Annotated in this window: 16 protein-coding genes; 12 read left to right on the forward strand and 4 right to left on the reverse strand. The window is 58.9% G+C overall.

The features are described from left to right. Nucleotides 1-3 precede the first annotated feature (3 nt). Entirely contained in the window at nt 4-1,851 is a 1,848-nt protein-coding gene (locus PKY88_10970; GenBank protein ID HOQ05722.1) for a rhamnogalacturonan lyase, read from the forward strand. A 34-nt stretch (nt 1,852-1,885) separates the two neighbouring features. Here PKY88_10970 and PKY88_10975 read toward each other — a convergent pair whose 3' ends face one another. Further along, the gene (locus PKY88_10975; protein HOQ05723.1) at nt 1,886-4,357 is read right to left on the reverse strand and encodes a thiamine pyrophosphate-dependent enzyme; all 2,472 of its coding nucleotides are present in this window, start codon (nt 4,355-4,357) and stop codon (nt 1,886-1,888) included. Between the two features lie 16 nt (nt 4,358-4,373). Next, on the reverse strand, nt 4,374-5,153 hold the full coding sequence (locus PKY88_10980; protein HOQ05724.1) for a DeoR/GlpR family DNA-binding transcription regulator: 780 nt from the start codon (nt 5,151-5,153) through the stop codon (nt 4,374-4,376). Between the two features lie 138 nt (nt 5,154-5,291). Between PKY88_10980 and PKY88_10985 the strand changes: the two genes are divergently transcribed. Genes PKY88_10985 through PKY88_11025 form a run of 9 tightly spaced genes read left to right on the forward strand, consistent with a single transcriptional unit; the run spans nt 5,292 to nt 17,833 of the window. Beyond that, on the forward strand, nt 5,292-6,851 hold the full coding sequence (locus tag PKY88_10985) for a 2-oxo acid dehydrogenase subunit E2 (GenBank protein HOQ05725.1): 1,560 nt from the start codon (nt 5,292-5,294) through the stop codon (nt 6,849-6,851). A 13-nt stretch (nt 6,852-6,864) separates the two neighbouring features. After that, entirely contained in the window at nt 6,865-8,295 is a 1,431-nt protein-coding gene (lpdA, locus tag PKY88_10990) for a dihydrolipoyl dehydrogenase (protein ID HOQ05726.1), read from the forward strand. Between the two features lie 10 nt (nt 8,296-8,305). Next, nucleotides 8,306-9,577 carry a hypothetical protein gene (locus PKY88_10995; protein HOQ05727.1) on the forward strand — a complete coding sequence of 424 codons (1,272 nt, stop codon included), beginning with the start codon at nt 8,306-8,308 and terminating at the stop codon, nt 9,575-9,577. 8 nt (nt 9,578-9,585) lie between these two features. Further along, nucleotides 9,586-10,668 carry an SDR family oxidoreductase gene (locus PKY88_11000; GenBank protein HOQ05728.1) on the forward strand — a complete coding sequence of 361 codons (1,083 nt, stop codon included), beginning with the start codon at nt 9,586-9,588 and terminating at the stop codon, nt 10,666-10,668. A gap of 14 nt (nt 10,669-10,682) precedes the next feature. After that, entirely contained in the window at nt 10,683-12,350 is a 1,668-nt protein-coding gene (locus PKY88_11005) for an alcohol dehydrogenase catalytic domain-containing protein (protein ID HOQ05729.1), read from the forward strand. A 10-nt stretch (nt 12,351-12,360) separates the two neighbouring features. Then, nucleotides 12,361-13,827, forward strand: coding sequence for a rhamnulokinase family protein (locus PKY88_11010; protein ID HOQ05730.1), 1,467 nt, complete (start codon nt 12,361-12,363; stop codon nt 13,825-13,827). Continuing rightward, nucleotides 13,820-14,920: a class II aldolase/adducin family protein gene (locus PKY88_11015; GenBank protein HOQ05731.1), complete on the forward strand. Its 1,101-nt coding sequence runs from the start codon at nt 13,820-13,822 to the stop codon at nt 14,918-14,920. Before PKY88_11010 ends, PKY88_11015 begins: the two co-directional genes overlap by 8 nt. A 14-nt stretch (nt 14,921-14,934) precedes the next feature. After that, complete coding sequence (locus PKY88_11020) at nt 14,935-16,203, forward strand: L-rhamnose isomerase (protein HOQ05732.1); 1,269 nt, start codon at nt 14,935-14,937, stop codon at nt 16,201-16,203. A gap of 37 nt (nt 16,204-16,240) precedes the next feature. After that, nucleotides 16,241-17,833 carry a hypothetical protein gene (locus PKY88_11025; GenBank protein HOQ05733.1) on the forward strand — a complete coding sequence of 531 codons (1,593 nt, stop codon included), beginning with the start codon at nt 16,241-16,243 and terminating at the stop codon, nt 17,831-17,833. Between the two features lie 5 nt (nt 17,834-17,838). Here PKY88_11025 and PKY88_11030 read toward each other — a convergent pair whose 3' ends face one another. Together PKY88_11030 and PKY88_11035 are read right to left on the reverse strand one after the other, a co-directional pair. After that, nucleotides 17,839-20,403 (reverse strand): glycoside hydrolase family 2 TIM barrel-domain containing protein, encoded by a 2,565-nt coding sequence (locus tag PKY88_11030; GenBank protein HOQ05734.1) that lies wholly within the window; start codon nt 20,401-20,403, stop codon nt 17,839-17,841. A 145-nt stretch (nt 20,404-20,548) separates the two neighbouring features. Next, a complete protein-coding gene (locus PKY88_11035; GenBank protein ID HOQ05735.1) occupies nt 20,549-23,692 on the reverse strand; it encodes a glycoside hydrolase family 2 TIM barrel-domain containing protein in 3,144 nt (1,047 codons plus the stop codon). A gap of 172 nt (nt 23,693-23,864) precedes the next feature. Here PKY88_11035 and bioA point away from each other — a divergent pair, with 172 nt between their 5' ends. Continuing rightward, entirely contained in the window at nt 23,865-25,235 is a 1,371-nt protein-coding gene (gene bioA / locus PKY88_11040; protein HOQ05736.1) for an adenosylmethionine--8-amino-7-oxononanoate transaminase, read from the forward strand. Further along, entirely contained in the window at nt 25,232-25,972 is a 741-nt protein-coding gene (gene bioD / locus PKY88_11045; GenBank protein HOQ05737.1) for a dethiobiotin synthase, read from the forward strand. The genes bioA and bioD overlap by 4 nt, the downstream gene beginning before the upstream one ends. Nucleotides 25,973-25,979: the final 7 nt, after the last annotated feature.

The following is a 25,979-nucleotide window of genomic DNA, read 5'->3' on the forward strand; positions in this document are numbered from 1 at the left end:
CCTATGAATGTTCGCTGGATGTGTGTGTGGCTTTTGCTGACGGGGGCGGGCTTGTCTGCTGCCCCATACCAACGGCAGATGGAGGCGCTTGACCGGGGGCTGGTCGTCCTTGTGGACAAGCCCGGCCGGGTCTTTCTGAGCTGGAGGATTCTGGGGACCGAGCCGGAGTCGATTGCCTTTGATGTGTATCGGCAGACGGAAGACGGCGAACCGGTTCGGCTGAATGAAAAGCCGCTGACCGGCGGAACGTGGTTTTCGGATGAGACGGCGGATTTGACGCGGATGAACCGCTATTTTGTGCGGGCGGTTCCGGACGGGCGGCAGGGGCCGCCGTGTCGGCCCGCGGAAGTGAAGGCCAATCCGCCGGTGCGGCCGTTTTTGTCGATTCCGATTCAGACTCTGCCGCAGCATCGTCCTTCGGATGCGGCGGTGGGGGATTTGGACGGCGACGGACGCTACGAAATCGTCCTCAAGCAGGAGATGCGTCCGCGGGATAATGCGCACAACGGCTTGACCGGCCAGACCAAACTGGAGGCGTATGATTTGGACGGACGGTTTCTGTGGCGGATTGATTTGGGGAAAAATATCCGCGAAGGAGCCCATTATACGCCGTTTCTTGTCTATGATCTGGATGGAGACGGACGGGCGGAGGTTGCGGTGCGCACATCTGACGGCACGGTGGACGGCACCGGCAAGGTCATCGGCGACCCGAATGCCGACTGGCGCGAGGAGAACGGACGAATCCTCCGCGGTCCGGAATATCTGACGATTTTTGACGGGCGCACCGGTGCGGAACGGGTGACGGTTCCCTATCTTCCGCCGCGCGGAAATGTGCGGGACTGGGGCGATGCAAACGGCAACCGCTCGGACCGGTTTCTGGCCTGCGCGGCCTATCTGGACGGGGAGCGTCCTTCGCTGGTGATGTGCCGCGGGTATTACACGCGGGCGGTGCTGGCGGCCTGGAACTGGCGGGATGGGAAGCTGACGAATCTGTGGGTTTTTGACAGCGATGCGGGCCCGGAGAGCAATCGGGCTTACCGCGGACAGGGCAATCACAATCTGGCTGTCGGGGATGTGGACGGCGACGGCAAAGACGAAATCCTCTACGGGGCCTGTGCGATCGACCACGACGGCAAGGGCCTGTATTCCACCGGTTTGGGGCACGGGGATGCGATGCATCTGGCGGAGATTGACCCGGACCGGCCGGGGCTGGAAATCTTTGCCGTCCATGAAAACCCGCGTCATCCGAACGGGGCCAATCTGCGCGATGCGGCGACCGGAAAGGTCCTTTGGGGGCTGGATTCGAGAGATGTTGTGCGAGGGATTGCGATGGATATTGACCCGCGGCATCGGGGATATGAATGCTGGGCCTTCGGCAGCGGCCTGCAGGGCTTGTACAGCTGCAAAGGCCAAAAGATTGCCGAGCGGTCTCCTCGCTCCTGCAATATGGGGATTTGGTGGGACGGCGACCTGCTGCGGGAGCTGCTCAACGGAACCCGCATTACGAAGTGGGATTTCGAAAATCTGACGGAAACGATTCTGCTGGACGGCTGGGATTCTGACTGTGTCCGCGTAAACGGCTCCAAATCCACCCCTTGTTTTTACGGGGATATCCTGGGCGACTGGCGGGAGGAGGTCATCTGGCCGACGCTGGACGGCAAAGAGCTTCGCATTTTTGTTTCGACGCATCCGACGGAGCATCGGTTTTATACTCTGATGCACGACCCGATTTATCGGCTCAGCGCCGCCTGGCAGAATGTCGGCTACAACCAGCCGACGCAGGTGAGTTTTACTCTGGGCGAGGGGATGTCCGCTCCGCCCCGGCCCCCAATAAAAACCCCCAGGTCCTGAAAGGCCCGGGGGCGGAGGGGTATTGTTTCATCCGCTACACGCCTTCGCGGTTTCGTCGAAGCAGTTCTTCGCGGCTGCAGACCCGCTGGACGGTATAGCCCTTCAGCGGGAGGATGTGTTCGTGAATCATATCCAGAAAGTCCGACGGATAGGGGAAGAAGGCATCCTCGATTTCATCCGGCGGGGTAATCCAGTTGCGGGCGCCTAACACCGCCGGCGGCGCATCCAGTTCATCGAAGGCCAGCTGGGTGATGGTGGAGGCCATCGTGTGCAGATAGCTGCCGCGTTCGCAGGCGTCGGAGGCCAGCAGAATCTTTCGGGTCTTGCAGACGGACTCGAGCACCAGCGAGTAATCGAAGGGCACCAGCGAGCGGGCATCGATAATCTCGCAGGACAGGCCGTACTTGTCTTCGAGGATTTTGGCGGCCTCGAGGGCCCGATACAGGGTGGCGCCGATGGTCAGGATGGTCAGGTCTTTGCCTTGTTTCCGCAGGGCCGGCTGACCGAAAGGCACTTCGTAATATCCTTCCGGCACGCCGCCCGGGTGGAACTCTTCGGCGATGCCGTACAGCCGCTGGCTTTCGAAGAAGACCACAGGGTCTGTGCCGACCAGGGCCGAATACATCAGCCCTTTGGCATCATAGGGCGTGGCGGGGAAGACGACCTTCAGCCCCGGCAGATGGGCGCACAGCGAGGTCCAGTCCTGGCTGTGCTGGGCGCCGTATTTGCTGCCGACGGAGACCCGCAGCACAACCGGCATCTTCAGCAGGCCGCCGCTCATCGACTGCCATTTGCACAGCTGGTTGAAGACCTCATCACCGGCCCGGCCCAGGAAATCGCAGTACATCAGCTCCACGAGGGCCCGGCCGCCTTCGAGGGCGTAGCCGACCGCCGAGCCGACAATCGCCCCTTCGGCAATCGGCGTGTTGAATAGCCGGTGATACGGCAGGGCCTCCGTAAGGCCCCGATAGACGGCGAACGCCCCGCCCCAGTCGCGGTTTTCTTCGCCGTAGGCAACCAGCGTCGGGTCGGCGTAAAACCGGTCGAGGATGGCTTCAAACAGGGCGTCGCGGAAGACGACACAGCGGGTATCTTTGAGCCGCTGGCCCGCCGCATCAAAGGCGCTGCGGCTTTTGTCTTTCAAACTGAGGATTCGCGGGTTTTGCTCCTTCGGCAGAAGCGTCTCAGGGGTTCGGCTCGGGTCCATCGACTCGATGCGCTGGTTGGAGAACATCGTCTGATCGAGCAGGCAGCGGTGCTTTTTGAGGTCGGCGCGGGGAGAAATGCTCAAATCCACCGCTTTTTTGCAGGCTTTGTAAATCAGTTTTTCGGCATTCTGACGAATGTCGTCGATGGTCTGCTGCGTGCAGATGCCCGCTTCGACGAGGTCTTTGGCGTAGTGAACCGTCGGGTCCTGTTCGAGCCAGGCCTGCACTTCCTCCTTGTCGCGGTAGCTGCTCTGGTCGGAGGGAGAATGCCCGCTGTATCGGTAGGTGACGGTATCCAGCAGGACCGGGCCGCCGCCCTGGCTGAGGATTTCTTTTTTGCGGAGGATGGCGTCGGCGACCGCCAGCGGATTAAAGCCGTCCACGCGCTCGGCGTGCATCTGTTCGGGGTTGACGCCGGCGCCCAACCGGGCCAGGACGCCGAATCCCATCGTTTCGCCCTGCGGCTGGCCGCCCATGCCGTAGAAGTTGTTCATAAAATTGAAAATCAGCGGCAGTCCCCCTCGATACGGCGGCTGCCAGAGGGTTTTGTACTGGTCCATAGCGGCCAGACAGATGCCCTCCCAGACCGGCCCGCAGGAGGAGGAGGCGTCGCCGATGTTGGCGATGACGATGCCGCTTTTTTGGTTGATTTTTTTGTAGAGAGCCGCCCCGACGGCGATATCGCCGGAGCCGCCGACGATGGCGTTGTTGGGATAGACCCCGAACGGCGGGAAGAAGGCGTGCATCGAACCGCCCATCCCTTTGTTGAAGCCCGCCTGCCGTCCGAAGATTTCCGCCAGGGTTCCGTAAATCAGAAAATCAATCGCCAAATCTTTGACGGAGCCCTCGGCATCCTTTTCAACGATGCGAAGGCACTCGCCGTCAAAGTAGGTTTTCATGATTTTCATCAGGTCGGCGTCATCGAGTTTTTCGATGGCGGACAGCCCTTTGGCGAGGATTTCGCCGTGGCTTCGGTGGCTGCCGTAGATATGGTCGTCGATGTTCAGATGAAAGGCCATCCCGACGGCGGCCGCTTCCTGGCCGAGCGACAGATGCGCCGGCCCTTTGTGGTTGTATTCAATCCCCTGATAGGAGCCGCGGAGCTTGATTTCATTGAGCATTGTTTCGAAGGTGCGGATAATCATCATATCCCGCTGAATCCGCACCAGCTGCTCACGGCTGTAGCGGCTCTGCTCCTCGCGGATGTTTTTTTTGTATTGGTTGAGCGGAATCGGCTGAAACTGAAGCCAGCCGGGGGCTCGGTTTTCTTTCGGACAGATGCGAATTGATTTGGGCATAAAAAGACCTCGTCTTTTAAGATTTTGGATACAGAACGGTTATTTGATGACGGTTGAAATAGTCTAACCAGTTGGGTTCCGGTTTTTTTTCGGTAATGACGGCTGAGAGCATCTGCAGGTCAATGATTTTGTAGAGGGCTGGGCGGTCGAATTTGCTGCTGTCGGCCAGGAGGATGCATTCGCGGGCGTTGCGGGCCGCCAGCCGAAGCAGATGGGCGCTTTCGATGTCGATGGAGGTCAGCCCGAAGTCCTGGCTGATGCCGTCGGTGCCGAGGAAGGCCCGATAGCCCCGAAGCCGCTCGATGGTTTCGGAGGCCAGCGGCCCGACGGTATCCATTCGTTCGGGGCGGTACTGCCCGCCCAGCAGGAGCATATCGATGCCGGGGGACTGAAGTTCGAGGGCCGTGCGGACGGAATTGACGATGACGGACAGTCCCTTGCGCCCCCGCAGATGGGCGGCCATTCCAAAGCAGGTTGTGCCCGAGCCGATAAAGATTTGGTCGCCGTCCTGGACGAGGTTGGCCGCCAGCTGAGCGATGACGCGTTTGGCCTCGATGTTGCGCATCGATTTGGACAGGAAGGAGTAGTCGGAGTTTCGCGCGACCGCAGCGCCCCCTCGCGACAGTTCGAGCAGTCCTTCGGCGGCCAGATTGTGCAGGTCTCGTCGGACGGTTGCTTCGGACACCTTCAGGTGTTCAGCCAGCTGCCGAATGCTCACGTGTCCCTGCCGGTAGGCGAGGGTCAGGATGCCTTCTCGTCTTTGCTGAATCGTGGGAATCATAATTCTTTTGTTCACACTGCTGCCGTTTTATCAGTATAATTAAAACACTTTCTTTCATAAAATCAACAGAAAATTGAAAAAATATGCTTGAAATATGAAAGAAAATGGTATATTTTTGAAAATCTAAGTGCGTTTTTTTGAAAAGGACATTGGATGTTTTTGATAAAGATACCCCGGAAACTGCGTTCTCCTGAAGCGGTCATTAACCGATGGGTTGCCGAAGAAAAGAAACCTGTTCGAAAAGGGCAGCCGCTTTTCTTTCTGAAGAGTGCAGATGAGATTGTGGAGATTCAATGTCCACAGGATGCATTTCTTCTGAAGATTCTTGAGCCGGAGGGGGCTTGGGTCGCAGGCGGGCAAGCCGCCGCTGTAATCGGCGAACAAGGCGAAGACGCTTCTTCGCTTAACCTGCTTTGTGATAAGGAGATAGAAAAGAAATCTGAACCAGTTGAAACTGTTTCAGAACAGAAAGAAATCCCCTCGCAGCCCAAAGAGGTCAAAATGGCTCCTCAAACTGCTTCTTCAATTCCCGCCGGAAAGGTTGTTCCTGTTTTAATGCCGCAGGCAGGCCAAACGATGGAGGAAGGTACCCTGTTGGCCTGGAAGGTCAAGGAAGGGGACCGAATTTCCGTCGGGCAGGTCATTTTCGAGATAGAGACCGACAAGGCCACGATGGAGGTTGAGGCGGTCGAGGCGGGTCGGCTGGCAAAAATCGTTGTTCGAGAGGGCCAGACCGTGCCGGTAAAGACACCGGTGGCGTATCTGGCGGAAAACGATGCGGATGTGGAGGCGTATCTGGCGGGTCAATCCGGCGGGCAGCCGGCCGCCGCCGAGCCCAAAGAAGCGCCGGCCGTCGAAACTCCGGCGTATGAGAATGTCCAGACTGCACCGGCGCAGGCGGAAGGCGGCCGCATCAAGGCCTCGCCTGCCGCTCGAAAGGCCGCAGCCCAGCGGGGGATTGATTTGTCCGCAGTTTCCGTCGGTTCCGGACCGGGCGGACGGATTTTGTCCACAGATGTGGCCAAGGCGCAGCCCGCTGCCGGCGGTGTTCAGCGAAAATCGATGAGCAAGATGCGTCGGGCGATTGCCAATAACCTGCTGTATTCCAAGCAGAATATTCCCCATTTTTACACCAAACTGACGATTCATGCCCAGCCGCTGTTTGAAACATACAAGCAGACCAAGGAAAAATACCCCTGCAGCATCAATGATTTTGTGGTGTTGGCGGCGGCGAAGGCGATTCGGCAATACCCGGCCTTTCGCAGCCAGCTGAAGGACAATGAAATTGTTGAGTTTCCGGATGTAAATATCGGGATTGCCGTCGGCACGGACGAAGGGCTGACCGTGCCGGTGCTGCTGAAGGCGGATCAGCTGCCGCTGCGGGAACTGGCCGTGCGGACCCGCCGGCTGGCGGAAAACGCCCGTCAGGGCAAACTGGAGGGAGTCGGCCAGGGCATCTTTACCATTACCAATCTGGGGATGTTTGGTGTGGAGGAGTTTTCGGCGATTATCAATCCGCCGGAGTCGGCGATTTTGGCGGTCGGGGCAGTCCGCGAGGGCGTCTGGGTCGAGAACGGCCTGATGAAGCCCAGCCGTCTGATGACGATGATTCTCAGCAGCGACCATCGGATTATCGACGGTGTGCTGGCGGCTCAATTTATGCAGACACTCAAAAATCTGCTGGAAAATCCGCAGGCGCTGGCGCAGGTCTGAACAGGAGCATAGTATGACAGAGCATTTTTCTGTTGCGGTGATTGGGTCCGGTCCGGGCGGGTATGTGGCGGCGCTGAAGGCCGCGCAGCTGGGGGCCAAAACAGCCGTCATTGAAAAGCATCTGCTCGGGGGCACCTGCCTGAACTACGGCTGCATCCCGTCCAAGGCCCTGCTGGCGTCGGCGGAGCTGCTGCATCGGATTCGGCATTGTGAAACGCTCGGCGTGCAGGTGAACGGTTCGGTCGGGTTTGACTGGTCCGCAATCCAGAAACGCAAAGACAAGGTGCTGGCCAAGCTTCGCGGCGGCATCAAAGGGCTCTTTGCCGCCCGTCAGGTGCGGCTTTATGAAGGGACCGCCGTCCTCGACGGCCCCGGGAAGATTCGCATCACCGACGGCCGGGGGCAGACCCAAACGATTACAGCGGAGCGAATCATCCTTGCGGTCGGTTCCGTGCCGGCGCGAATCAGCGGCTGGCCGACCGACCCGGAAAAAATCTGCACCTCGGATGAAGCCCTCCATTGGAAGGAACTGCCCGGCCGTCTGCTGATTGTCGGCGGCGGCGTAATCGGTTGCGAGTTTGCCTGTATGATGCACGAATACGGCGTCAAGGTGACTGTGGTGGAGATGATGGAGGAGCTGCTGCCGGAGATGGAGCCGGAACTGGGCCGCACCCTGAATCGGCTTTTCACCCAGCGAGGCATCCGCATCTTCACCGGCACCAAAGTAGAGTCCCTGACTGCCGGCGAGAAGGGGATTTCGGCGGTTTTGTCCAATGGGCAGACTGTCGAGGCCGACAAGGTGCTGATCGCGACCGGCCGCCGTCCCAATGCGCCGTCGCTGGGGCTGGAGACGGTCGGCCTTCAGACGGACCGCGGGTTTATTCGTGTGAACGAACGGATGGAGACGTCCGCCAAGGGGATTTTCTGCATCGGCGATGCCAACGGGATTTGTCTTTTGGCTCATGCCGCCAGTGCTCAGGGAATCACGGCGGCGGAAAACGCCGTCGGCAGGTCGGCGGCCTATACGCTGCCGGTTCCTTATGCGGTTTATACCTTCCCGGAGATTGCCTCGGTGGGACTGACCAGCCGGCAGGCCCGTCGGCAGAATATCCCGATTCGCATCGGGCAGTTTCCCATCGGCTATCTGGGCAAGGCGATGGCCGTCGGCGAAGAATTCGGCTTCGCAAGGGTCATCAGCCGGCGGGATGACGGAGCGCTGCTGGGCGTGCATATCGTCGGTCATAATGCGACGGAAATCATCGAAAGCGCCGTTGCAATGCTCGGAATGAAGGCCAAGGCGAAGGATTTGGGCGAAATGATTTTTGCCCATCCGACGCTCAGCGAGGCCGTCAAAGAGGCCGCCGAGGATGTGTATGAACAGGCCCTGCACCTGCCGCCGCGCAAGGTTGTCCAGATGGCCGCCGAAACGGAAACGGTTGGATAGGGAGGGCTTTGTGGACGCACTGGAGATTATCCGGCAAATCGGCTCTGTCGAAGAGCTCGAAAAGGCCGCCCAGTCCTGCGGCGGCCGGGATGCCGGGCCGGCTTTCAACACGCATATTCATCTGCCGCCGAATTTTTCGGCCTTCGAAACGGTTCAGGAGGCGATTGAGCAGGCCGCCGCAGAAGGGCTGAAGGTGCTCGGGGCGGGCAATTATTATGATTTTACCGTCTATGAGTCCTTTGCGGAGGGCTGCCGGAGGCGGGGCATTTTTCCCCTCTTTCATACGGAGATTATCACACTGGATGAGCCGCTTTTGCGCAAGGGCATCCGCATCAATGACCCGGGCAATCCCGGCAAGATGTATCTGTGCGGCAAGGGCATCAGCCGCTGGTCGGCCCTGAATCCGCGCGGGCGGGAGCTGCTTGCGGCGATTCGCCGGAATGATGCGGAGCGGATGCGGCAGATGATTGACAAACTGAGTGAACATTTCCGCCGCTGCGGTCTGCCTATCGAGCTGGATGACCGGGCGGTTATCCAGCGGGTTGTCAACCGCCATCGATGCGAACCCTCCACCGTCACGCTTCAGGAGCGCCATGCTGCTCAGGCGTTTCAGGAGGTGTTGTTTGAGAAGGTCCCGCCGGCGGAACGCATCGGGCGGCTGACGGCCCTGTTCGGAACAGCTCCCAAGTCTGCTCCGCAGGATGCGGTCGGGATTCAAAATGAGATTCGTTCTCATTTGATGAAGGCGGGCAAGCCCTGTTTTGTGCCGGAAACGTTCTTATCGCCGGCGCAGGCGGAGGAGCTGATTGGGCATTTGGGCGGGATTGTCTGTTATCCGGTTCTGGCGGACGGGGCCAGCCCTGTCTGCGAGTTTGAGGCATCGCCGGAGGAACTGGCCAAGACCCTTCTGCAGCGGGGGTATCGGATGGCGGAGTTTATTTCCATTCGCAACAGCCCGGATGTGCTGGTTCGGTATGTCCGGACCCTTCGGCAGGCCGGAATTGCCGTGACCGTCGGGACGGAACACAATATGCTTGAGAAGCCGCCGCTGGAGCCGGCCTGTCTGAAAGGGGTGCCGCTGCCGGAAGAGGTCAAAACGCTTTTCTGGGAGGGCACCTGTGTGCTGGCGGCCCATCAGTTTCTTTCAGCGCACGGGAAAGAAGGATTTGTTCGTCCGGAGAAAATGTCCGACGGCACCCGGCGATGTGATCAGATTGAGCGGTTTGCCCGGTTGGGTGCGGCGGTCCTGCAACGGTATTTTGAAAAATTGGGTCGGGGTTGAGCTGTGTTATGAATACGGAAAAGATTCTTTCCATTGCTCCGCTGCTTCGGATTGTTTTAAAAAGGGACGGCTGTTCTCCGCTGGTTCGTTTTGCGGAAACCTGTTCGGCCTGCACGTTTTCCGTTTGTGCGGATTGGGACAACCCCAAAGAGACCGCCGAGCGGATTCGCCGGGCCGCCGAACGGACGAACGGAGCGGCCATACAGGCCGTCTGTGTGGAGGAGGCCGGCTGTTTTCAGATTCTCCCATGGCCTCGTCCGATGCAGGGACGGGCGGCGGGGAAAATTGCGTTGGTGACAGGGGCGGCGCAGGGATTCGGCTTAGAGATTGCGCAGGATTTTGCCGCACAGGGGGCCGCGGTTGTGCTGCTGGATATTAACGAAGACGGTGTCCGGCGGGCCGCTGATGAGCTCAATCGGCAGTACGGTCCCGAGACGGCGCTGGCACTGAAAGCGGATGTCACCAGCGAGGAGTCCGTCAGCCGGGCCGTTGCCCAGACCGTCCAGCATTACGGCGGATTCGATGTGTTTATCTCCAATGCCGGGGTGCTCAAGGCCGACAGCGTCAAGCGGCAGCCGGTGAAGGATTTTGATTTTGTCACGGCGGTCAATTACAGGGGCTATTACCTGTGCGTGAAGGCCGCGGCCCCTGTGTTGGCGCTGCAGCATCAGGCGGATGCATCCTATCGAAGCGACATCATTCAAATCAATTCCAAATCGGGTCTTCGCGGCTCCAACCGCAATTTTGCCTATGCCGGCAGCAAGTTCGGCGGCATCGGCCTGACGCAGTCGTTCGCCCTCGAGCTGGTCGAGGACGGCATCAAGGTCAATTCCGTCTGTCCGGGCAATTTCTTTGACGGGCCGCTCTGGTCGGACCCGAACAACGGGCTGTTTGTTCAATATCTGCGGGCGGGCAAGGTGCCCGGTGCAAAGACCGTTGAAGATGTTCGGCGGGCGTATGAGGCGATGATTCCGATGGGGCGGGGCTGCACGACTCCCGATGTGATGAAGGCGATTTATTATCTGATGGAACAGGAATACGAAACCGGCCAGGCCCTGCCCGTCACCGGCGGCCAGGTCATGCTTCATTAAGAAAGCGAAGGATTATGAAGATTCCGTCTGTTCAGCAGGCCATCGAGTTAATCGGACCCGAACAGCTGCGGCTCAACCCGGCCAGGCCCGTTTATAAGCCGGGGCCCTATCAGGTGCTGGCCAAAGTGGAGGCGGTGGGGCTGTGCTTTTCCGATTTGAAGCTGCTGGCCCAGTTTGACAAGCACCCCCGCAAAAGCGAGATTCTCTCCGGCATTGCCCCGTCGGTTCTGTCGGAAATCCCCAGCTACTGTCCGGGCGCCAAACCCACGGTGCCGGGCCATGAGATTTCGTGTGTGATTGCGGCGGTCGGCGAGAAGGTCCGCCGGCATCGGGTCGGGCAAACCGTGCTGGTGCAGACGGATTACCGCTGGCTGAAGACGGCCTCGTCGAATGCGGCTATCGGCTACAATTTTGAAGGGGCACTCCAGCAGTACATCCTTTTCGATGAGCGGGTGTATGTGGACCCGGACAGCGGCGAAAGCTTTCTTCTTCCCGTTCAGGCGGATATTTCCTATTCCGCCGGGGCACTGGTAGAGCCGTGGGCGTGCGTGGAAAGTTCCTATGTGACGGAAGAGCGCCGCACGATTCGTCCGGGCGGACGACTGCTGGTTGTGGTCGATGAGGGCTGCCGCATTCAGGGCCTTCGTGAAAGTTTCGGTCCGCGTCCGCCGGCGCAGGCGGTGCTGTGCGGTCCGGCCGGTCAGCCGACCGAGTGGGCGGCGGGGATTGCCCTGACGCACTGTCAGAATCCGGCCGGACTGGAGGACGGGACTTTTGATGATATTGTGTATTTCGGGAGCCGGCGGGAGATGATTGAGATGCTCAATGACAAGCTGGCCGCCGGCGGCCTGATCAATATTGTTCTGGGGGGCCGACGCATCGGCCAGTCCGTGTCCATCGGGATTGGGCGGGTGCACTACGGGATGACCCGCTGGATCGGCACGACGTCGGATGACGCCTCGGACAGTTATCGTACGATTCCGGCGACCGGCGAAATCCGCGACGGCGAGCGGGCGGCTGTCATCGGGGCCGGCGGCCCGATGGGGCAGATGCATGTTATCCGCATTCTTTGTTCGGGCCGAACGGGGCTTTCCGTGGCGGCGGCGGATTTGGATGCAGCGCGTCTGGCTTCGCTCGAAAAGAAGGTGCGGCCGATTTTGAAGACTCGCCCGGCCGAGTACCGTTCGGTGCTGACGGCCGAGCAGCCCGACACGGAGACGTACAGTTATTTTGCCCTGATGGCGCCGGTCGGGGCGCTGGCGGCGGATGCCGTGGCCCGAAGCCGCCCCAATGCGCTGATTAATGTCTTTGCGGGCATTCCCGCCGCCGTCCGGCAGGAAATCGACCTGGACCGCTATATCGCCAACCGGTGCTATCTGTTCGGCACCAGCGGTTCGCGCCTGCGCGATATGCAGATTGTGCTGGACAAAGTCCTTTCCGGACAGTTGGATACCAATTGTTCGGTGGATGCGGTCTGCGGGATGGCCGGCGCGGCGGACGGAATCGAGGCCGTCAAAAACCGCACCCTGTCCGGCAAGATTGTGGTCTATCCGGCCCTCGAAAAGATGCCCCTGATGACGCTCGAGCAGGTCTGCCGGACATGGCCGCAGGTGGCCGAGAAGATGCCCGATGGCATCTGGACGAAGGAAGCCGAGCGTCAGCTGCTTCGGACGGCTCAATAGGAGGTTGATTATGAGCGGCAAAGAGTACTATGCGGCGGTGGATTTGGGCGCCTCCAGCGGACGGGTGATGCTGGCCTGTCTGGACGGACAGACGATTTCGATTCAGGAGGTTCACCGCTTTGAGAACGGCCCGGTCGAGGAGCAGGGCTCGCTGCGATGGGATTTCCGGCGTTTGTTCGGTGAGGTTCAGGAGGGGCTGCGCAAGGCCTTTCGGGCACAGCCGGCTGTTCGGAGTATCGGCATCGACACCTGGGGGGTGGATTTCGGCCTGCTGGATGCGGACGGCAATCTGCTGGAAAATCCGTATCATTACCGCGACCGCCGCACGGAGGGGATGATTGAAAAGGCCGCCGAAATCCTGCCCAAACGGGAAATTTATTTTCACTCCGGCATTCAGTTTATGCCGTTTAATACGCTCTTTCAATTGCTGGCGTATCGTCAGCAGCCGATTTTTTCGCGGGCGGCCAAGCTGCTGTTTATGCCCAACCTGATAATGTATTTTCTGACCGGCCGAATCGGCGCCGAATATACGATTGCCAGCACATCGCAAATGATGGATATGAAGAGCGGCCGCTGGTCGAAACGGCTGCTGGAGGCCTTTGGTCTGCCGGAATCGCTTTTGCCGGACATCATGCAGCCCGGCACGCAGGCGGGCGTCTTGAAACCCGCTTTTCAGCAGGCCTGGGGCTGCGGGCCGGTGCCCGTGATTGCCGTCGGCACGCACGATACGGCTTCGGCGGTGGCCGCCGTTCCGGCCGAAAGCGGGCGGACATGGGCGTATCTGTCCAGCGGCACCTGGAGTCTGATGGGCATCGAGATACCGCAGGCGATTATTGACCAGCGCACCTTTGAACGCAGTTTTACCAACGAAGGCGGTGTGGAGAATACAATTCGGCTTTTGAAGAACATTATGGGCCTGTGGCTGGTGCAGGAGTGCCGGCGCTGCTGGATGCAGCAGGGGGAAAAATACAGTTTTTCGGAGCTGACGCAGCTGGCGGCGCAGGCCGAGCCGTTTGCGGGCTGGGTCAATCCGGATGATATCCGGTTTCTTTCGCCGCAGGATATGCCCGCGGCCATCAATCAGTATTTGACGTCTACGGGGCAGCGTCCGGCGGGCGGCCGAGGGCAGATGATTCGCATCATTCTGGAGAGCTTGGCCGCCCGGTACCGGCAGGTGCTGGACTGGCTGGAGGAGCTGCTCGGCCGGCCCATCGAAGTGCTTCACATTGTCGGCGGCGGTTCGCAGAATGAGCTGCTCAATCAGCTCACGGCCGATGCCGCAGGCAAACGCGTCCTGACCGGACCCGTCGAGGCGACGGTGCTCGGCAATGTGCTGATGCAGGCCAGGGCAAGCGGCCGGATTCGGTCGCTGGAGGAAGGGCGTGAAATCATCCGCCGTTCGTTTGAGATTCGTGAATATCAGCCCCGGCACAGTGCCGGATGGCAGACGTTTTTGAAGCAGTTTCCCAATGCCTGAAAGGAATACCGTGTCCGATTCGCCGTCTGTTTTGCTGGAGACGATTACAGCCCTGTCGCATCGGTTCGGCACGCCGGATTATGTCTGCGGGGGCGGCGGCAATACCTCCGCCAAGAATGAAAGCACACTGTGGGTGAAGCCCTCCGGCACCACGCTGGCCGGATTGCGGCCCGATTTGTTTGTGCCCATCAGCCGCAGCCGTCTGGCCGCCTTGTACACGACCCGTCCGCCGCAGGAGCCGTCCGCCCGCGAGCAGCTGGTCAAGGAGGTGATGGCGTCGGCTGTTCTGAACGGGGCCGCCGGACGTCCTTCGGTCGAGTCGCCGCTTCACGATTCGCTGTCGGCCCGTTATGTCGTTCATACGCATCCGGCCCTGGTTAACGGGATGACCTGCGCCAAAGACGGCCGGGCGGTCTGTCAGCGGCTTTTCCCCGACGCCCTCTGGATGGACTATGTGGACCCGGGCTATACGCTCTGTATGGCGGTTCGAAACGAGGTGGAGCGGTTTGAAAAGGCACACGGCCGGCAGCCGGAGATGATTTTCCTGAAAAATCACGGGGTGTTTGTCGCCGCCGATAATCCGGAGCGGCTCGAACAGCTGTATCAGGAGATTTTCCGGCGTCTGGAGGCCGAGTACGCCCGGGCGGGGCTGTCAACAAAAATGGAGCCGGCTCCGCTGCCGAAGGGTTTTGACTGCGAAGGGGCTTTTGCCCGCATTCGGAGTGTTTTCGGTTCGGATGCCGACGGCATTGCCGCGTCGGGCTTTTTCCGGCCGCCCGCCGGCCCGCTGACGCCCGACCATATCGTTTATGCCCGCTCGTTTCCGCTGACGGCGGAGCCGACGCCGGAGGCCCTCGAGGACTATCGCCGCCGCTGCGGCTGCACGCCGCAGATTCTCGTCTGGAACAATGTTGTGTTCGGTTTGGGTTCGACAGAGAAAAAGGCGGCCCTGGCACTCGAGCTGGCCCTGAATGGGGCGCTGGTGGTGCATCTGGCAAAGGCGTTCGGCGGCGTCGAATATATGAGTGAACCCGCCCGTCGATTTATCGAGGGCTGGGAAGTGGAAACGTACCGAAGCCGGCAGATTCAGTAAGCAGGAGAGAGAATATGGAAAAAACAATTGAACAGGCGTACGCCCTCGCCCGTGAACAGTATGCCCAACTCGGAGTGGATGCGGAAAAGGCCCTCGAACAGCTGGCCGGGATCCCGATTTCGCTTCACTGCTGGCAGGGGGATGATGTCGGCGGGTTTGAGCGGGCCGGTGCGGAACTGTCCGGCGGCGGCATTCAGGCCACAGGCAATTATCCCGGCAAGGCCCGCACCCTCGAGGAGCTGAGGGAGGATTTGGACAAAGCCCTGTCGCTGATTCCGGGCCGACACCGGCTCAATCTGCACGCCTGTTATCTGGATAACGGCGGCCGGTTCGTGGACCGCGACCAAATCGAGCTGCGGCATTTCCAGTCCTGGATTGACTGGGCCAAAGAACGGCGGATGGGAATGGATTTCAACCCGACTTTCTTTTCACATCCGAAGGCCGCCGACGGTTTTACGCTCAGCCATCCGGACAAGGCGATTCGTCAGTTCTGGATTGAGCACGGCATCCGCTGCCGGCGCATCGGGGCGGAGATGGGCCGTCAGCTGGGCTCAGCGACCGTGACCAATGTCTGGATCCCCGACGGCTTTAAGGACATCCCCGCCGACCGAACGGCCCCGCGCGAACGTCTGAAGGAGTCGCTGGATGCCCTCTTTGCCGAACGGCTTGACCCGCGATGCAATCTGGATGCAGTGGAGTCGAAACTGTTCGGCATCGGGGCGGAAAGCTATACCGTCGGTTCGCACGAGTTTTATCTGGGCTATGCCGTTTCGCGTCAGAAGCTGCTTTGTCTGGATGCGGGGCATTTTCATCCGACGGAGGTCATTTCCGACAAAATCTCTTCGGTGCTGGCGTTTGTGCCGGGCCTTTTGCTTCACGTGAGCCGTCCTGTGCGGTGGGACAGCGACCATGTGGTGATTTTGGATGAGGAGCTGAGGGCCGTCGCCCGCGAAATCGTCCGCTCCGGCCGACTGGACCGCATTCATATCGGGCTGGACTTTTTCGATGCGAGCATCAACCGCATCGCCGCCTGGGTCATCGGCTCGCGAAATCTGCTCAAGGCCCTGCTGATAGCCCTGCTGGAGCCGGCGGATACGCTCCGTCAATTCGAAGGGCGGTTTGATTATACGGCTCGGCTGGCCTGGATGGAGATGCTCAAGACGATGCCCTGGCCCGCCGTCTGGGAGTATTATTGTCTGAAAAATAATGTTCCGTCCGAGCGCCGCTGGCTGGAGGAAGTCCGCCGCTATGAGACGGACGTCCTCAGCAAACGGATTTCATAGCGAACCCTTTGAACCCTTATGATGCAGGAGGCCCTTTATGCAGACCGAAAAGGAGCAGCAGAAGCATTCTGTAGGAGATGAGTTTGAGCGGGAGCCGGTGCCGCAAAGCGCTCTGCTCGGCTTTAAGAGTTTTGTGGGGATGTATGCGGGCGAGCACTGCGCCGGGACCGAACTGATGCTCGGTCCGTTGTTTGTGGCCGCCGGCGTCAGCGCCTTTGACCTGCTGGCGGGTCTGATTGTCGGCAACGCTCTGGCGGTTCTGAGCTGGATGCTGATGTGCGCCCCCATCGCTACACGGGCGCGGCTGACCCTGTATTATCAGCTGGAAAAAATCTGCGGCCGGCAGCTGGTGACGCTGTACAACCTGGCCAACGGGGTGATGTTCTGCTTTCTGGCCGGTGCGATGATTACCGTTTCCGCCACCGCCGCGGGCGTTTGGTTTAAGTTTCCGATGCCCGCCCTGAATGATTTGTATCCGAACAGCGTCGGCTGGGTGGTTGCCTCCGCCGTCGTCGGCGGGCTGATTACCATCGTCGCCGCCTACGGGTACCAGACCGTCGCCAAGTTTGCCAATCTGGCTGTGCCGTGGATGGTGCTGGTCTTTCTCGTATTCGGCATCGTCGGTCTCAAGCAGTTTATTGACGTAACGGGGGTGACCATTCGTTCTGCGGCTGATTTGTGGGATTTGGCCAAAACCCATATCTGGAAGGGCGGCGACCCGCTGCCCGGCCAGGTGAAGTTTACCTTCTGGCATGTGATGTTCTTTGCCTGGTTCTGCAATATGGCGATGCATATCGGGATGTCTGATTTGTCGGTGTTCCGGTTTGCCCGCAAGTCCTGGTACGGGGTTGCCTCGGCGGCGGGGATGTATGTCGGGCATTTTATGGCCTGGATTTGTGCTTCGATTCTGTATGCCTATCAGCTGCATCTGAACCCGAACGATACGGCGGTTCTGCCCGGGCCGCTGTCCTATCGGGCGGCAGGGGTAGCCGGGCTTTTGTGCGTGATTATTGCGGGCTGGACGACCGCCAACCCGACGATTTACCGGGCCGGTCTGGCCTTTCAGGCCATCATGCCCAAACGCTCCCGCTTTACCGTGACTCTGTTTACCGGTGCGGTAGCGACGATTGCCGGAATGTTCCCCGCCTTTGCGATGAAGCTGCTGGACTTCGTCGCCTTTTACGGTCTGCTGCTGATGCCGATGGGGGCGGTTATTTTTGTCGATTTCTGGCTGATGAAGAAGTTCGGTCTGGAGGACAACTACGCGGAGAAGCGCCGCATTGCCTTTAACTGGGCCGCGGGTCTGGCCTGGTTTGTGACGCTGGCCATCTGCGGCTGGCTGGTTCTGACCGGACGGGTGCAGATTTATTTTGTCTCGCTGCCCGGCTGGTTTATGGCGGCTGTGCTGTACGTCATCCTCAGTGCGATGCTTCAGAAGCAGATAACCGAAAAGCCCGAAGTGAAGTTTCTGGCACGCCTCTTCGGCTACGGTTCGCTGGTTCTGCTGGTGCTGGCATCCGTGCTGTTTCTGGCGGGCTCCAAAGACCTCGACTGGGTCAAGCAGGTTATCGGCCTGATGACGATTGTCTGGTTTGCCGCCGCGGCGCTGTGGATGTGGAAAGAGCAGTAAGCGTTTTACCGCTCTTTGATGAGCACCACGTAGTCCAGCGTCTGTCCGGGAATCGTTACGGTCTGTCCGGCCGGAACGGTTCGGCGCATCAGGGCGCAGTCGGCCAGCCACAAATCGTGCGCCCGCCAGATGCCGCGAATGCCGGTGTCGGCAAATCCGGCTCCCTTCAGGGCTTTTTCGAGCTGGGCTGCCGCCGACATCGCTTTTTCATCCGGCTTTTTGAGGGTGTGTTTGGGGAAGGTGCCCGTGGAGTACATCACAAACACCTCCGCCGGACGATTGACCCGGAAAGACAGGTCTGTACGGCTGCTTTCCCGGCTGAGCCGCTTGGTGGCAATCCACTTAGCCCCGCGGACCGGCTCGGGCAGTTCGTCGAACGTATTGTCGGACTGGCCGTTGACCTCATAGTAGAACGGCCCCTGGCTTTCGATGGGACGGTCGATGAAAATCGCCGGATTGTCCGGGTTAGAGCTGGTCAGCGATGACACCAGTGCATCCGGCTGCTCGGGCCATTGCTGTCCGTCCGGCGCCTTCTGATAGATCACCATCGAGGCCCGCAGTCCTCGATTGTCCCGCGCTTCAATTATGTTTTTGCCGGGTGCCAGCGGGCTTTTCCAGAAAAAGACGTTGTTGACGGCAATTCCTTTGACCGGAATCGTATGGTTTCCCTCCCGCTTGACGGAATCGGGATGCCTGTATTCGCCGTTTTTGCGGACGCCCTGCGAAATGCCGTTGAGGAACAGCTCGACTTGCTCCGCATTGGAATAGACCTTAATGCCGTTGTCCGGTTCAAACTGGCGGTAGAAGTGATGCCGTCCGCACAGATGCAGGACGGGCTGGTTCGGTTTCAGGAAGGACTGGAAATGATAAGATACGTCCTTCGGCATCCCCGCCAGGGTGATGAGGCCCTTGGTGTTCCGGTTGTTCTTGAACTTTTTGTTGTAGAACTCGCGGAAATTCCACCACAGGAACATTTTGTGTCCTTCCGGATTGTTCCGGAAGAGGTCCTGAAAACGGAACTCGGCAAACAGCTCGCCATATTCCTCCGGTTCAAATTTGTCCACATCCCAGCGGATCGTCCCGTAGGGAACATGGTGCGTCAGCCACATTCCGGCGCCGGTCTCGGAGGTATAGGCGTTGTCGGGCATTTTGGCGAAATCCATATAATGTCCGCCGTACCAGCCCTGATAGGTGTTGCCCGCCACAAAGTCCACGTTGGCTGGTTTCTCGCCGGCGGAGGCATAGGTAATCAGTCGGGTTGTGTCCTCCTGACGAATGATGTCGGCATAGTACGAGGCGACCTCCTGATAGGTCTCGTTGCCGCTGCTCCAGAACAGGATGCTCGGATGATTCCAGTTCTGCCGGACCATTTCCCGGGTGATGCGCTCGCCGTCGGCGTTCGGGGCGGTTTCGTACTTGACCCCGCGGTCCCATTTTTGGCCCGCCAGGCCGTTTTCCGCCCAGACAGCCAGACCGTATTCATCGGCCAGCTGATATTCCAGCCGCCGATGCGGATAGTGTGCCAGCCGGACCGTATTGACCCCCAGGTCCATCATCGCCTGCCATTCCCACCGCAGCTGCTCATCCGTCATCGCATTCCAGGTGTGCTCATCCTGATGATGCTTGCAGACGCCGCGAACCAGCAGCTCCCTGCCGTTGAGCAGAAACCGTCCGTCTTTGAATTCGATTGTGCGAATTCCCGTCTGCTCCGTAACGGCATCAACCGTCTGTCCATCCAGCACGACCTCGGTACGAACGGTGTACAGATTCGGCTGCCGGATGTCCCAGCGTCGGGGAGAGGGAATTTCGGTTTCCGCATCGGCTTTTTGAATGGATTGAGCCGGCAGGTCCGCCGCGGTTTTAATCTGTCCGCAGGGCTTTCCGTCCGGGTCCAGAATCTGATGACGGACCTGGACTTTTACGGGTTTGTTCAGGGAGTTGCGCAGGACCGTTTGAATCTGCAGGACTGCCTTTTGGTCGGTGATGTTTTTGGGTGTCAGATACACGCCGCAGGAGCCTAGGTCCGGATAGATATGGACACCGCCGGTCTGAACCAGCCAGGCCGGGCGATACAGCCCTCCGTCGGTATAATACAGATTGGAATGCGACAGGCAGTTGGCGGCCTCCGCCAGTCGATTGTTTACGCGAAGGAGCAGCTCATTGGACTGTCCGAACTTCAGTCCGTCCGTCAGGTCAAAGGCCGCTGCCGTAAACCCGCCGCGATGCCGCCCGACCCATGTGCCGTTCACCCAGACATCCGTCACCGAAGCGGCTCCTTCCAGATACAGATAATACCGCCTGCCGGCGCCCTCTTTGGGAAGGTCAAGCGTGCATCGATACCAACCGGAAGCGTGTTCATCCAGGCCGGACAAGCGAAAGCCGTGCGGAAGGGCGACGGATTCCCATTGGGCTTCGGCGGGAAATACCGGCTCAGCGCCTTCCGGTGTTTTGTCCTCACAAAACTGCCATTGTCGGAGAGCGGTTTTTTCCCGTGGTTGAGCCGACATTGTGCAGCCGACCGCTGAAAGAATCAGCACCAATAGACCTTGGCCGAACAGAATGTTTTTCATGGCTTTTCCTTTTTCAAAGGTTTCCCATTTTAAACCGGCGGTATTGTAGAAAATCTTATTTTATATATTATGTAGGAAGAAAGAAAATCCGGTATCTGTTTTTAGCGGATACCGGATTTTCTTTTTGTTTCACCGTGTCGGCAGGTTACGGCAGGACGGGTTCAATCAGGAAGCTGTACTCATACTGCTTGGCCGGCAGGGTGTATTCCCGATGGGGCTGAGCACCCCAGCTGTCATCTCCGCCGACACCCATCTGCTTGTAGTCGATATTTACTGTCAGGAAATCCCGCACCGGCAGTTCGACCGGATGTTTGGCCTTTTCGAGGTCCTCCATTGACCACGGCCAGGCACTGACGTACAGAAGCGGCAGACCGGTGAATTTCAGTCCTTGTCCCATTCTGTTGGTCAGCGTCATCCAGCGGACGTCGGTTTTGTTGCCGTATTCCTGCGGGCGGACGTACATATGTTTGGGGTCTGTCACAATCTCTTCATAAATGCCGACAGCCGCACCGGCCAGCCGGTCCCAGTAGCTTTCATGCGGGCCCCGCCCGTACCAGCGGAGCAGGGCGAACTGACGCGGGATTTTCATCTGCATCCCGAAGCGCGGCATCTCCGGCAGCTCCCCGACGGCCGTAAACTGATTGTGGACAAGGATTTCTCCGCCTGAGAAGACCTGATACTTCAGAGCCAGTTTGGAATCGCCCGCCTTTAGGGTCAGCTCGAACCGGACTTCCACCTGTCCGTCATTGATTTTTTCCACTGCGGCCGAATCGACTTTCGGTTCCTGAGCAGCGGTCTTCCAAACCCGAAGGCGCCGCGGCATTTTGTTGCCGTTATCGTTATCCGTCGGCACCCGCCAGAAGTTCGGCACCAGCGGTTCGACGAGCATCTCTTGGTCATTGATTTTGTAGGAAACCAGTGCGCCCAGCGACTTGCTGAACATTGCCGAGAACCCCTCGCCGTGAATGCGGATGACCTCATAGGTTTCCGAAACATTCAGGGCCGGGCTTTGGAGATTCGGCTGCGGCAGGGGCACAGGACGCGTGCGTTCCTTCAGGACCAGCTGTTCCCACGCCAGCAGGTGCCCGCGCGGGGCCCACGTCTGTTCCTCTGCCAGCCGGAAGAAGACCGTCAGATGATACTCACAGTCCGAATTCCAGCGAATGTCGGGCAGGGGGATTGAAACCGTTTTTCGTCCGGCCGGTTCTATGTCCAGGCGTCCCAGTTTGCCTTGGGCGATTACCGCTCCGTTTTCCGTCAGTTCCCAGTCGGCCTCCAGCAGATCTTTCAGGTTGGTAAAGACATATTTGTTTTGAATCTCCACCAGCCCTTTGGCCAAATCAGCCGGATGCACCGCAACATTCTGATAGACCTTCTTGACCTCGTACAGATGCGGATTGGGTTTGCGGTCGGGCTGAACCAGACCGTTGCAGCAGAAGTTGCCGTCATTGGGCTGATCGCCGAAGTCGCCTCCATAGGCCCAGAAGTCTCTGCCGGTGTCCGGGTCTTTTTTCCGCAGCCCCTGGTCCACCCAGTCCCAGATAAATCCGCCCTGAAGGGCTCTGTATTTTTCGATGACGACCCAGTAGTCGGCCAGATTGCCGCAGCTGTTGCCCATGGCGTGCGAATATTCGCACAGAATCAGCGGACGATAAATATCTTTCCGTTTGGCATAGGCCTCAATCTGATGAATCCGGGCGTACATCGGGCAGACGATATCGGTCAGGGGACGCTCCCGCGCCGGCTCGTACTGCACCGGGCGGCTCAGGTCGCGCTGATGAATCCAGTCGCTGGTTGCCTCAAAGTTGGCCCCGTCTCCCGCTTCATTGCCCAGCGACCAGATAATCACACAGGCATGATTTTTGTCCCGCTCGACCATATTCTTTGTGCGGTCCAGATGGGCTTCTTTCCACAGCGGGTCGTTGCCCAGCGAATCAAACAGATTCGAATAGTTCATCAGGGCGTGCGATTCGATATTGGCCTCATCGATAATATACAGCCCGTATTCATCGCACAAATCGTACCACATCGGAACATCCGGATAATGGCAGGTGCGGACTGCATTGATGTTGTGCTGCTTCATCAGGCAAATGTCCCGAATCATCGATTCGCGGCTGACGGTATGCCCTGTATCCGGGTCGTGCTCATGCCGGTTGACTCCTTTCAGGTACACATATTTGCCGTTGACCAGCAGCACGCCGTCTTTGATTTCCACCTTGCGGAAGCCCACATTGCAGCCGACGGCCTCTTTGCCCAATGTCAGAACCAGCCGATACAGATGCGGCGTTTCCGCCGTCCATTTAAGCGGGTTTTTCACCTCGGTTTGCATTTCGAGGGTGATTTCCTGTCCGGCCGGAATCCGCTTTGGTGCCGAGGCCGCCTTTACGGACGCGACGGCTTTGCCGCTTTTGTCAAACAGGACTCCTTCCAGTTTCGGGAGAGAAGCATCGGATTTTCCGTAGTTGATAATCGATGCCGTGACTTTCAGGACGGCGTCCCGATATTCACTGTCCAGCTCGGTCTTGACAAAGAAGTCCCGGATGTGAACGGTCGGAGTCGAATACAGGTACACATCCCGGAAGATGCCGCTCATTCGCCAGAAATCCTGGTCTTCCAGATAAGAACCGTCGGAAAAACGGTACACCTCGGCGGCAAGGATATTGTCTCCTTTTTTCAGATAAGGCGTAATGCGGAACTCCGCGGGGGTTCGACTGTCCTGACTGTAGCCGACTTTTTGCCCGTTAATCCACAGATAAAACGCCGATTCCACTCCGTCGAAAACCAGAAAGATTTCCCGCCCGTTCCATTCGTCGGGGACTGTGAAGGTTGTCCGATACGACCCGACGGGGTTGCGCGTTTTAAACGTGGTGAAATGCTGCGGCGGTGTGCCCATCACACGGGGCGGGTCTTTGTGGAACGGATAGGTGACGTTGGTGTAGATCGGCACGTCATATCCCTGCATCTGCCAATTGGACGGCACGGGGATTTCATTCCAGTCGTTCACGGAAAATTCCGGCTTGTAGAAGTCGGCCGGACGACTCTGCGGGTCCGGGGACCAGTGAAATTTCCATTTGCCATTCAGCGAATGATAATACGGGCTCTGGGCCCGGTCAAGGGTGCGTGCCTGTTCGGCTTTCTCAAACGGCATCAGCGTCGCATGAGCCGGCTCTTTGTTGATTCGGAAAACAGCCGCATTCTCCCAGTCCGGCAGGGCTTCTTCGGCAAAAGCCCAGGCGGAAGCAAACAAACTCAAAAGGGTGAGTTTCCGGATGATTGTGAAATGATTCATTGTGATTCTCCCTGACCGTTCGGCGGTCTTTTGATGGTTCATTCCCTTTTTTCAAACAAACCCGCAACCACGGAAAGGGACTATATCCGGCCCGGCGTCGGATGTCAATCTTTTCGGAGGTTCGAAAAGACTTGCTCTTTCGGAAAAAAAATTTTTCGATACAATCAACCCTATGAACAGCAGGACAGAACACTGGATTGAATTGGACAAACAATACCTGTGGCATCCGTTTACGCCGATGAGCGTCTGGCTTGCCGGCGAACCGGTTATTATTGAACAGGGCGAGGGGTTTTACCTGATGGATACGGAGGGCCGCCGGTATATCGACGGGGTCAGTTCCCTCTGGTGCAATGTGCACGGCCACCGCGTCCCCGAAATTGATCAGGCGATTCGAGACCAGCTGGAGCAGATTGCCCACAGCACCCTGCTGGGGCTGGGGCAGACCCGTTCGATTGAACTGGCTGAAAAACTGGTGCAGATTGCCCCCAAAGGCCTCTGCAAGGTTTTTTATTCCGACAGCGGCGCCACCGCTGTCGAAATCGCCCTGAAGATGGCCTATCAATACTGGCAGAATCTCGGCTGCAAAGAACGAACCCGCTTTATTGCCGTCCAGGAGGCCTATCACGGCGACACCATCGGCTCGGTCAGTGTCGGCGGAATGGAGCTGTTTCACGGCATCTTTAAATCGCTTCTGTTTGAGACCTATTTTGTTCCCAGTCCGCATCCGTACCGCTTCGAAGGCACGCCGCAGCAGTGTGCGGAGTTTTCTCTGGAGAATCTGGAGTTTCTGCTTCGGCGTCATCCGGGGCAGATTGCGGGGATTATCCTGGAGCCGCTGGTGCAGGGGGCGGCGGGCATGCTCGTCCATCCGTCCGGATTTCTTGCGGAGGTCCGCCGTCTGGCCGACCGCTATGATGTGCTGCTGATTGCCGATGAGGTGGCTACGGGCTTCGGGCGCACCGGCCGGATGTTCGCCTGCGAACATGAACAGGTTTGTCCGGACCTGATGTGTCTGGCCAAGGGCATCACCGGCGGATATCTGCCGCTGGCAGCCACGCTGACGACGCAGAAAATTTTCGATGCCTTTTTGGGCCGTCCGGAGGAGTTCAAGACCTTCTTTCACGGCCACACCTACACCGGCAATGCCCTGGCCTGTGCGGCGGCCTTGGCGTCTTTGCAGCTGTTCGAGAAGCATCAGGTCCTGGAGCGGATGCCTCCGAAAATCGACGCTGTCCGCGCCGCCCTTCAGCGGATTCAGGATTTGCCCTATGTCGGCGATGTCCGTCAGTGCGGCCTGATGGCGGGGATTGAACTGGTTTGCGATAAAAAAACCAAGGAGCCCTTTGCGTATAAGCATACGCTCGGCGCCAAAGTCTGTGCGGCGATGCGGCCCAAAGGAGCGATGATGCGTCCGCTGGGCAATGTGATTGTCCTGATGCCCGCTCCGGCAATGGACCTGCCGACCCTGCAGACGCTGCTGGACATCGTGGAAGAAACCATTCGGGATGATGTCCCGAAAATCGTTCGAGGTCTTGAACCATGACGCTGTCTCTGAATCTGCCGCGAAAACCCGGTCTGTTTATCACCGGCACAGATACCGGCGTGGGCAAAACGCTCATTGCCGGGGCGATCGCCCGTCTGCTGGCCGAACAGGGACTTCGGGTTGGTGTATTTAAACCCGTTGCCAGCGGCTGCCGGCGGACCCCGCAGGGGCTGGTGAGCACGGATGCGGAGTTTCTGACCGCCTGTTCGCAGGCCGACTGGCCGCTGGAGGTGGTCAATCCGGCTGCCTTTGAGATTCCCGCCGCCCCGATTGTGTGCAGCCGTCTGGAAAACCGCTTTCTGGATTACGGGCGCATCAGCTGGGCCTGGCGGCAGTTGTGTGAACAGGCCGACGCCGTCATCGTCGAGGGCATCGGCGGGGTGATGGTTCCGCTGACAGAGGGCGAAACAGTCCTCGATTTGGCGGCGGAGTTTGACCTGCTGACCCTGATTGTGGCTCGTCCGCGTCTGGGCACGATTAATCATACCCTGCTGACCATCAAGGCCGTCCGCGATGCCGGTTTGCCGCTGGCGGGAGTCGTCATCAGCGGGTATAATGCCGCGCAGGCCGATATTGCCGAGCAGACCAGCCCCGATGTGATTGCTCAGGTGGGTCAGACGACCCTGTTCGGCGTGGTGGACTATGACCCGCAGGCGTCCGTCGAAGAAGGCCGGCTGGGAACAGCCGCCCTCCGGGCCCTGTCTATATGGGATTGGAAATCGCTGATTCAGTGCTGAATGGAAA

This window comes from Anaerohalosphaeraceae bacterium (genome assembly GCA_035378985.1).
In the GTDB taxonomy this organism is placed as follows: Bacteria; Planctomycetota; Phycisphaerae; order Sedimentisphaerales; family Anaerohalosphaeraceae; genus JAHDQI01.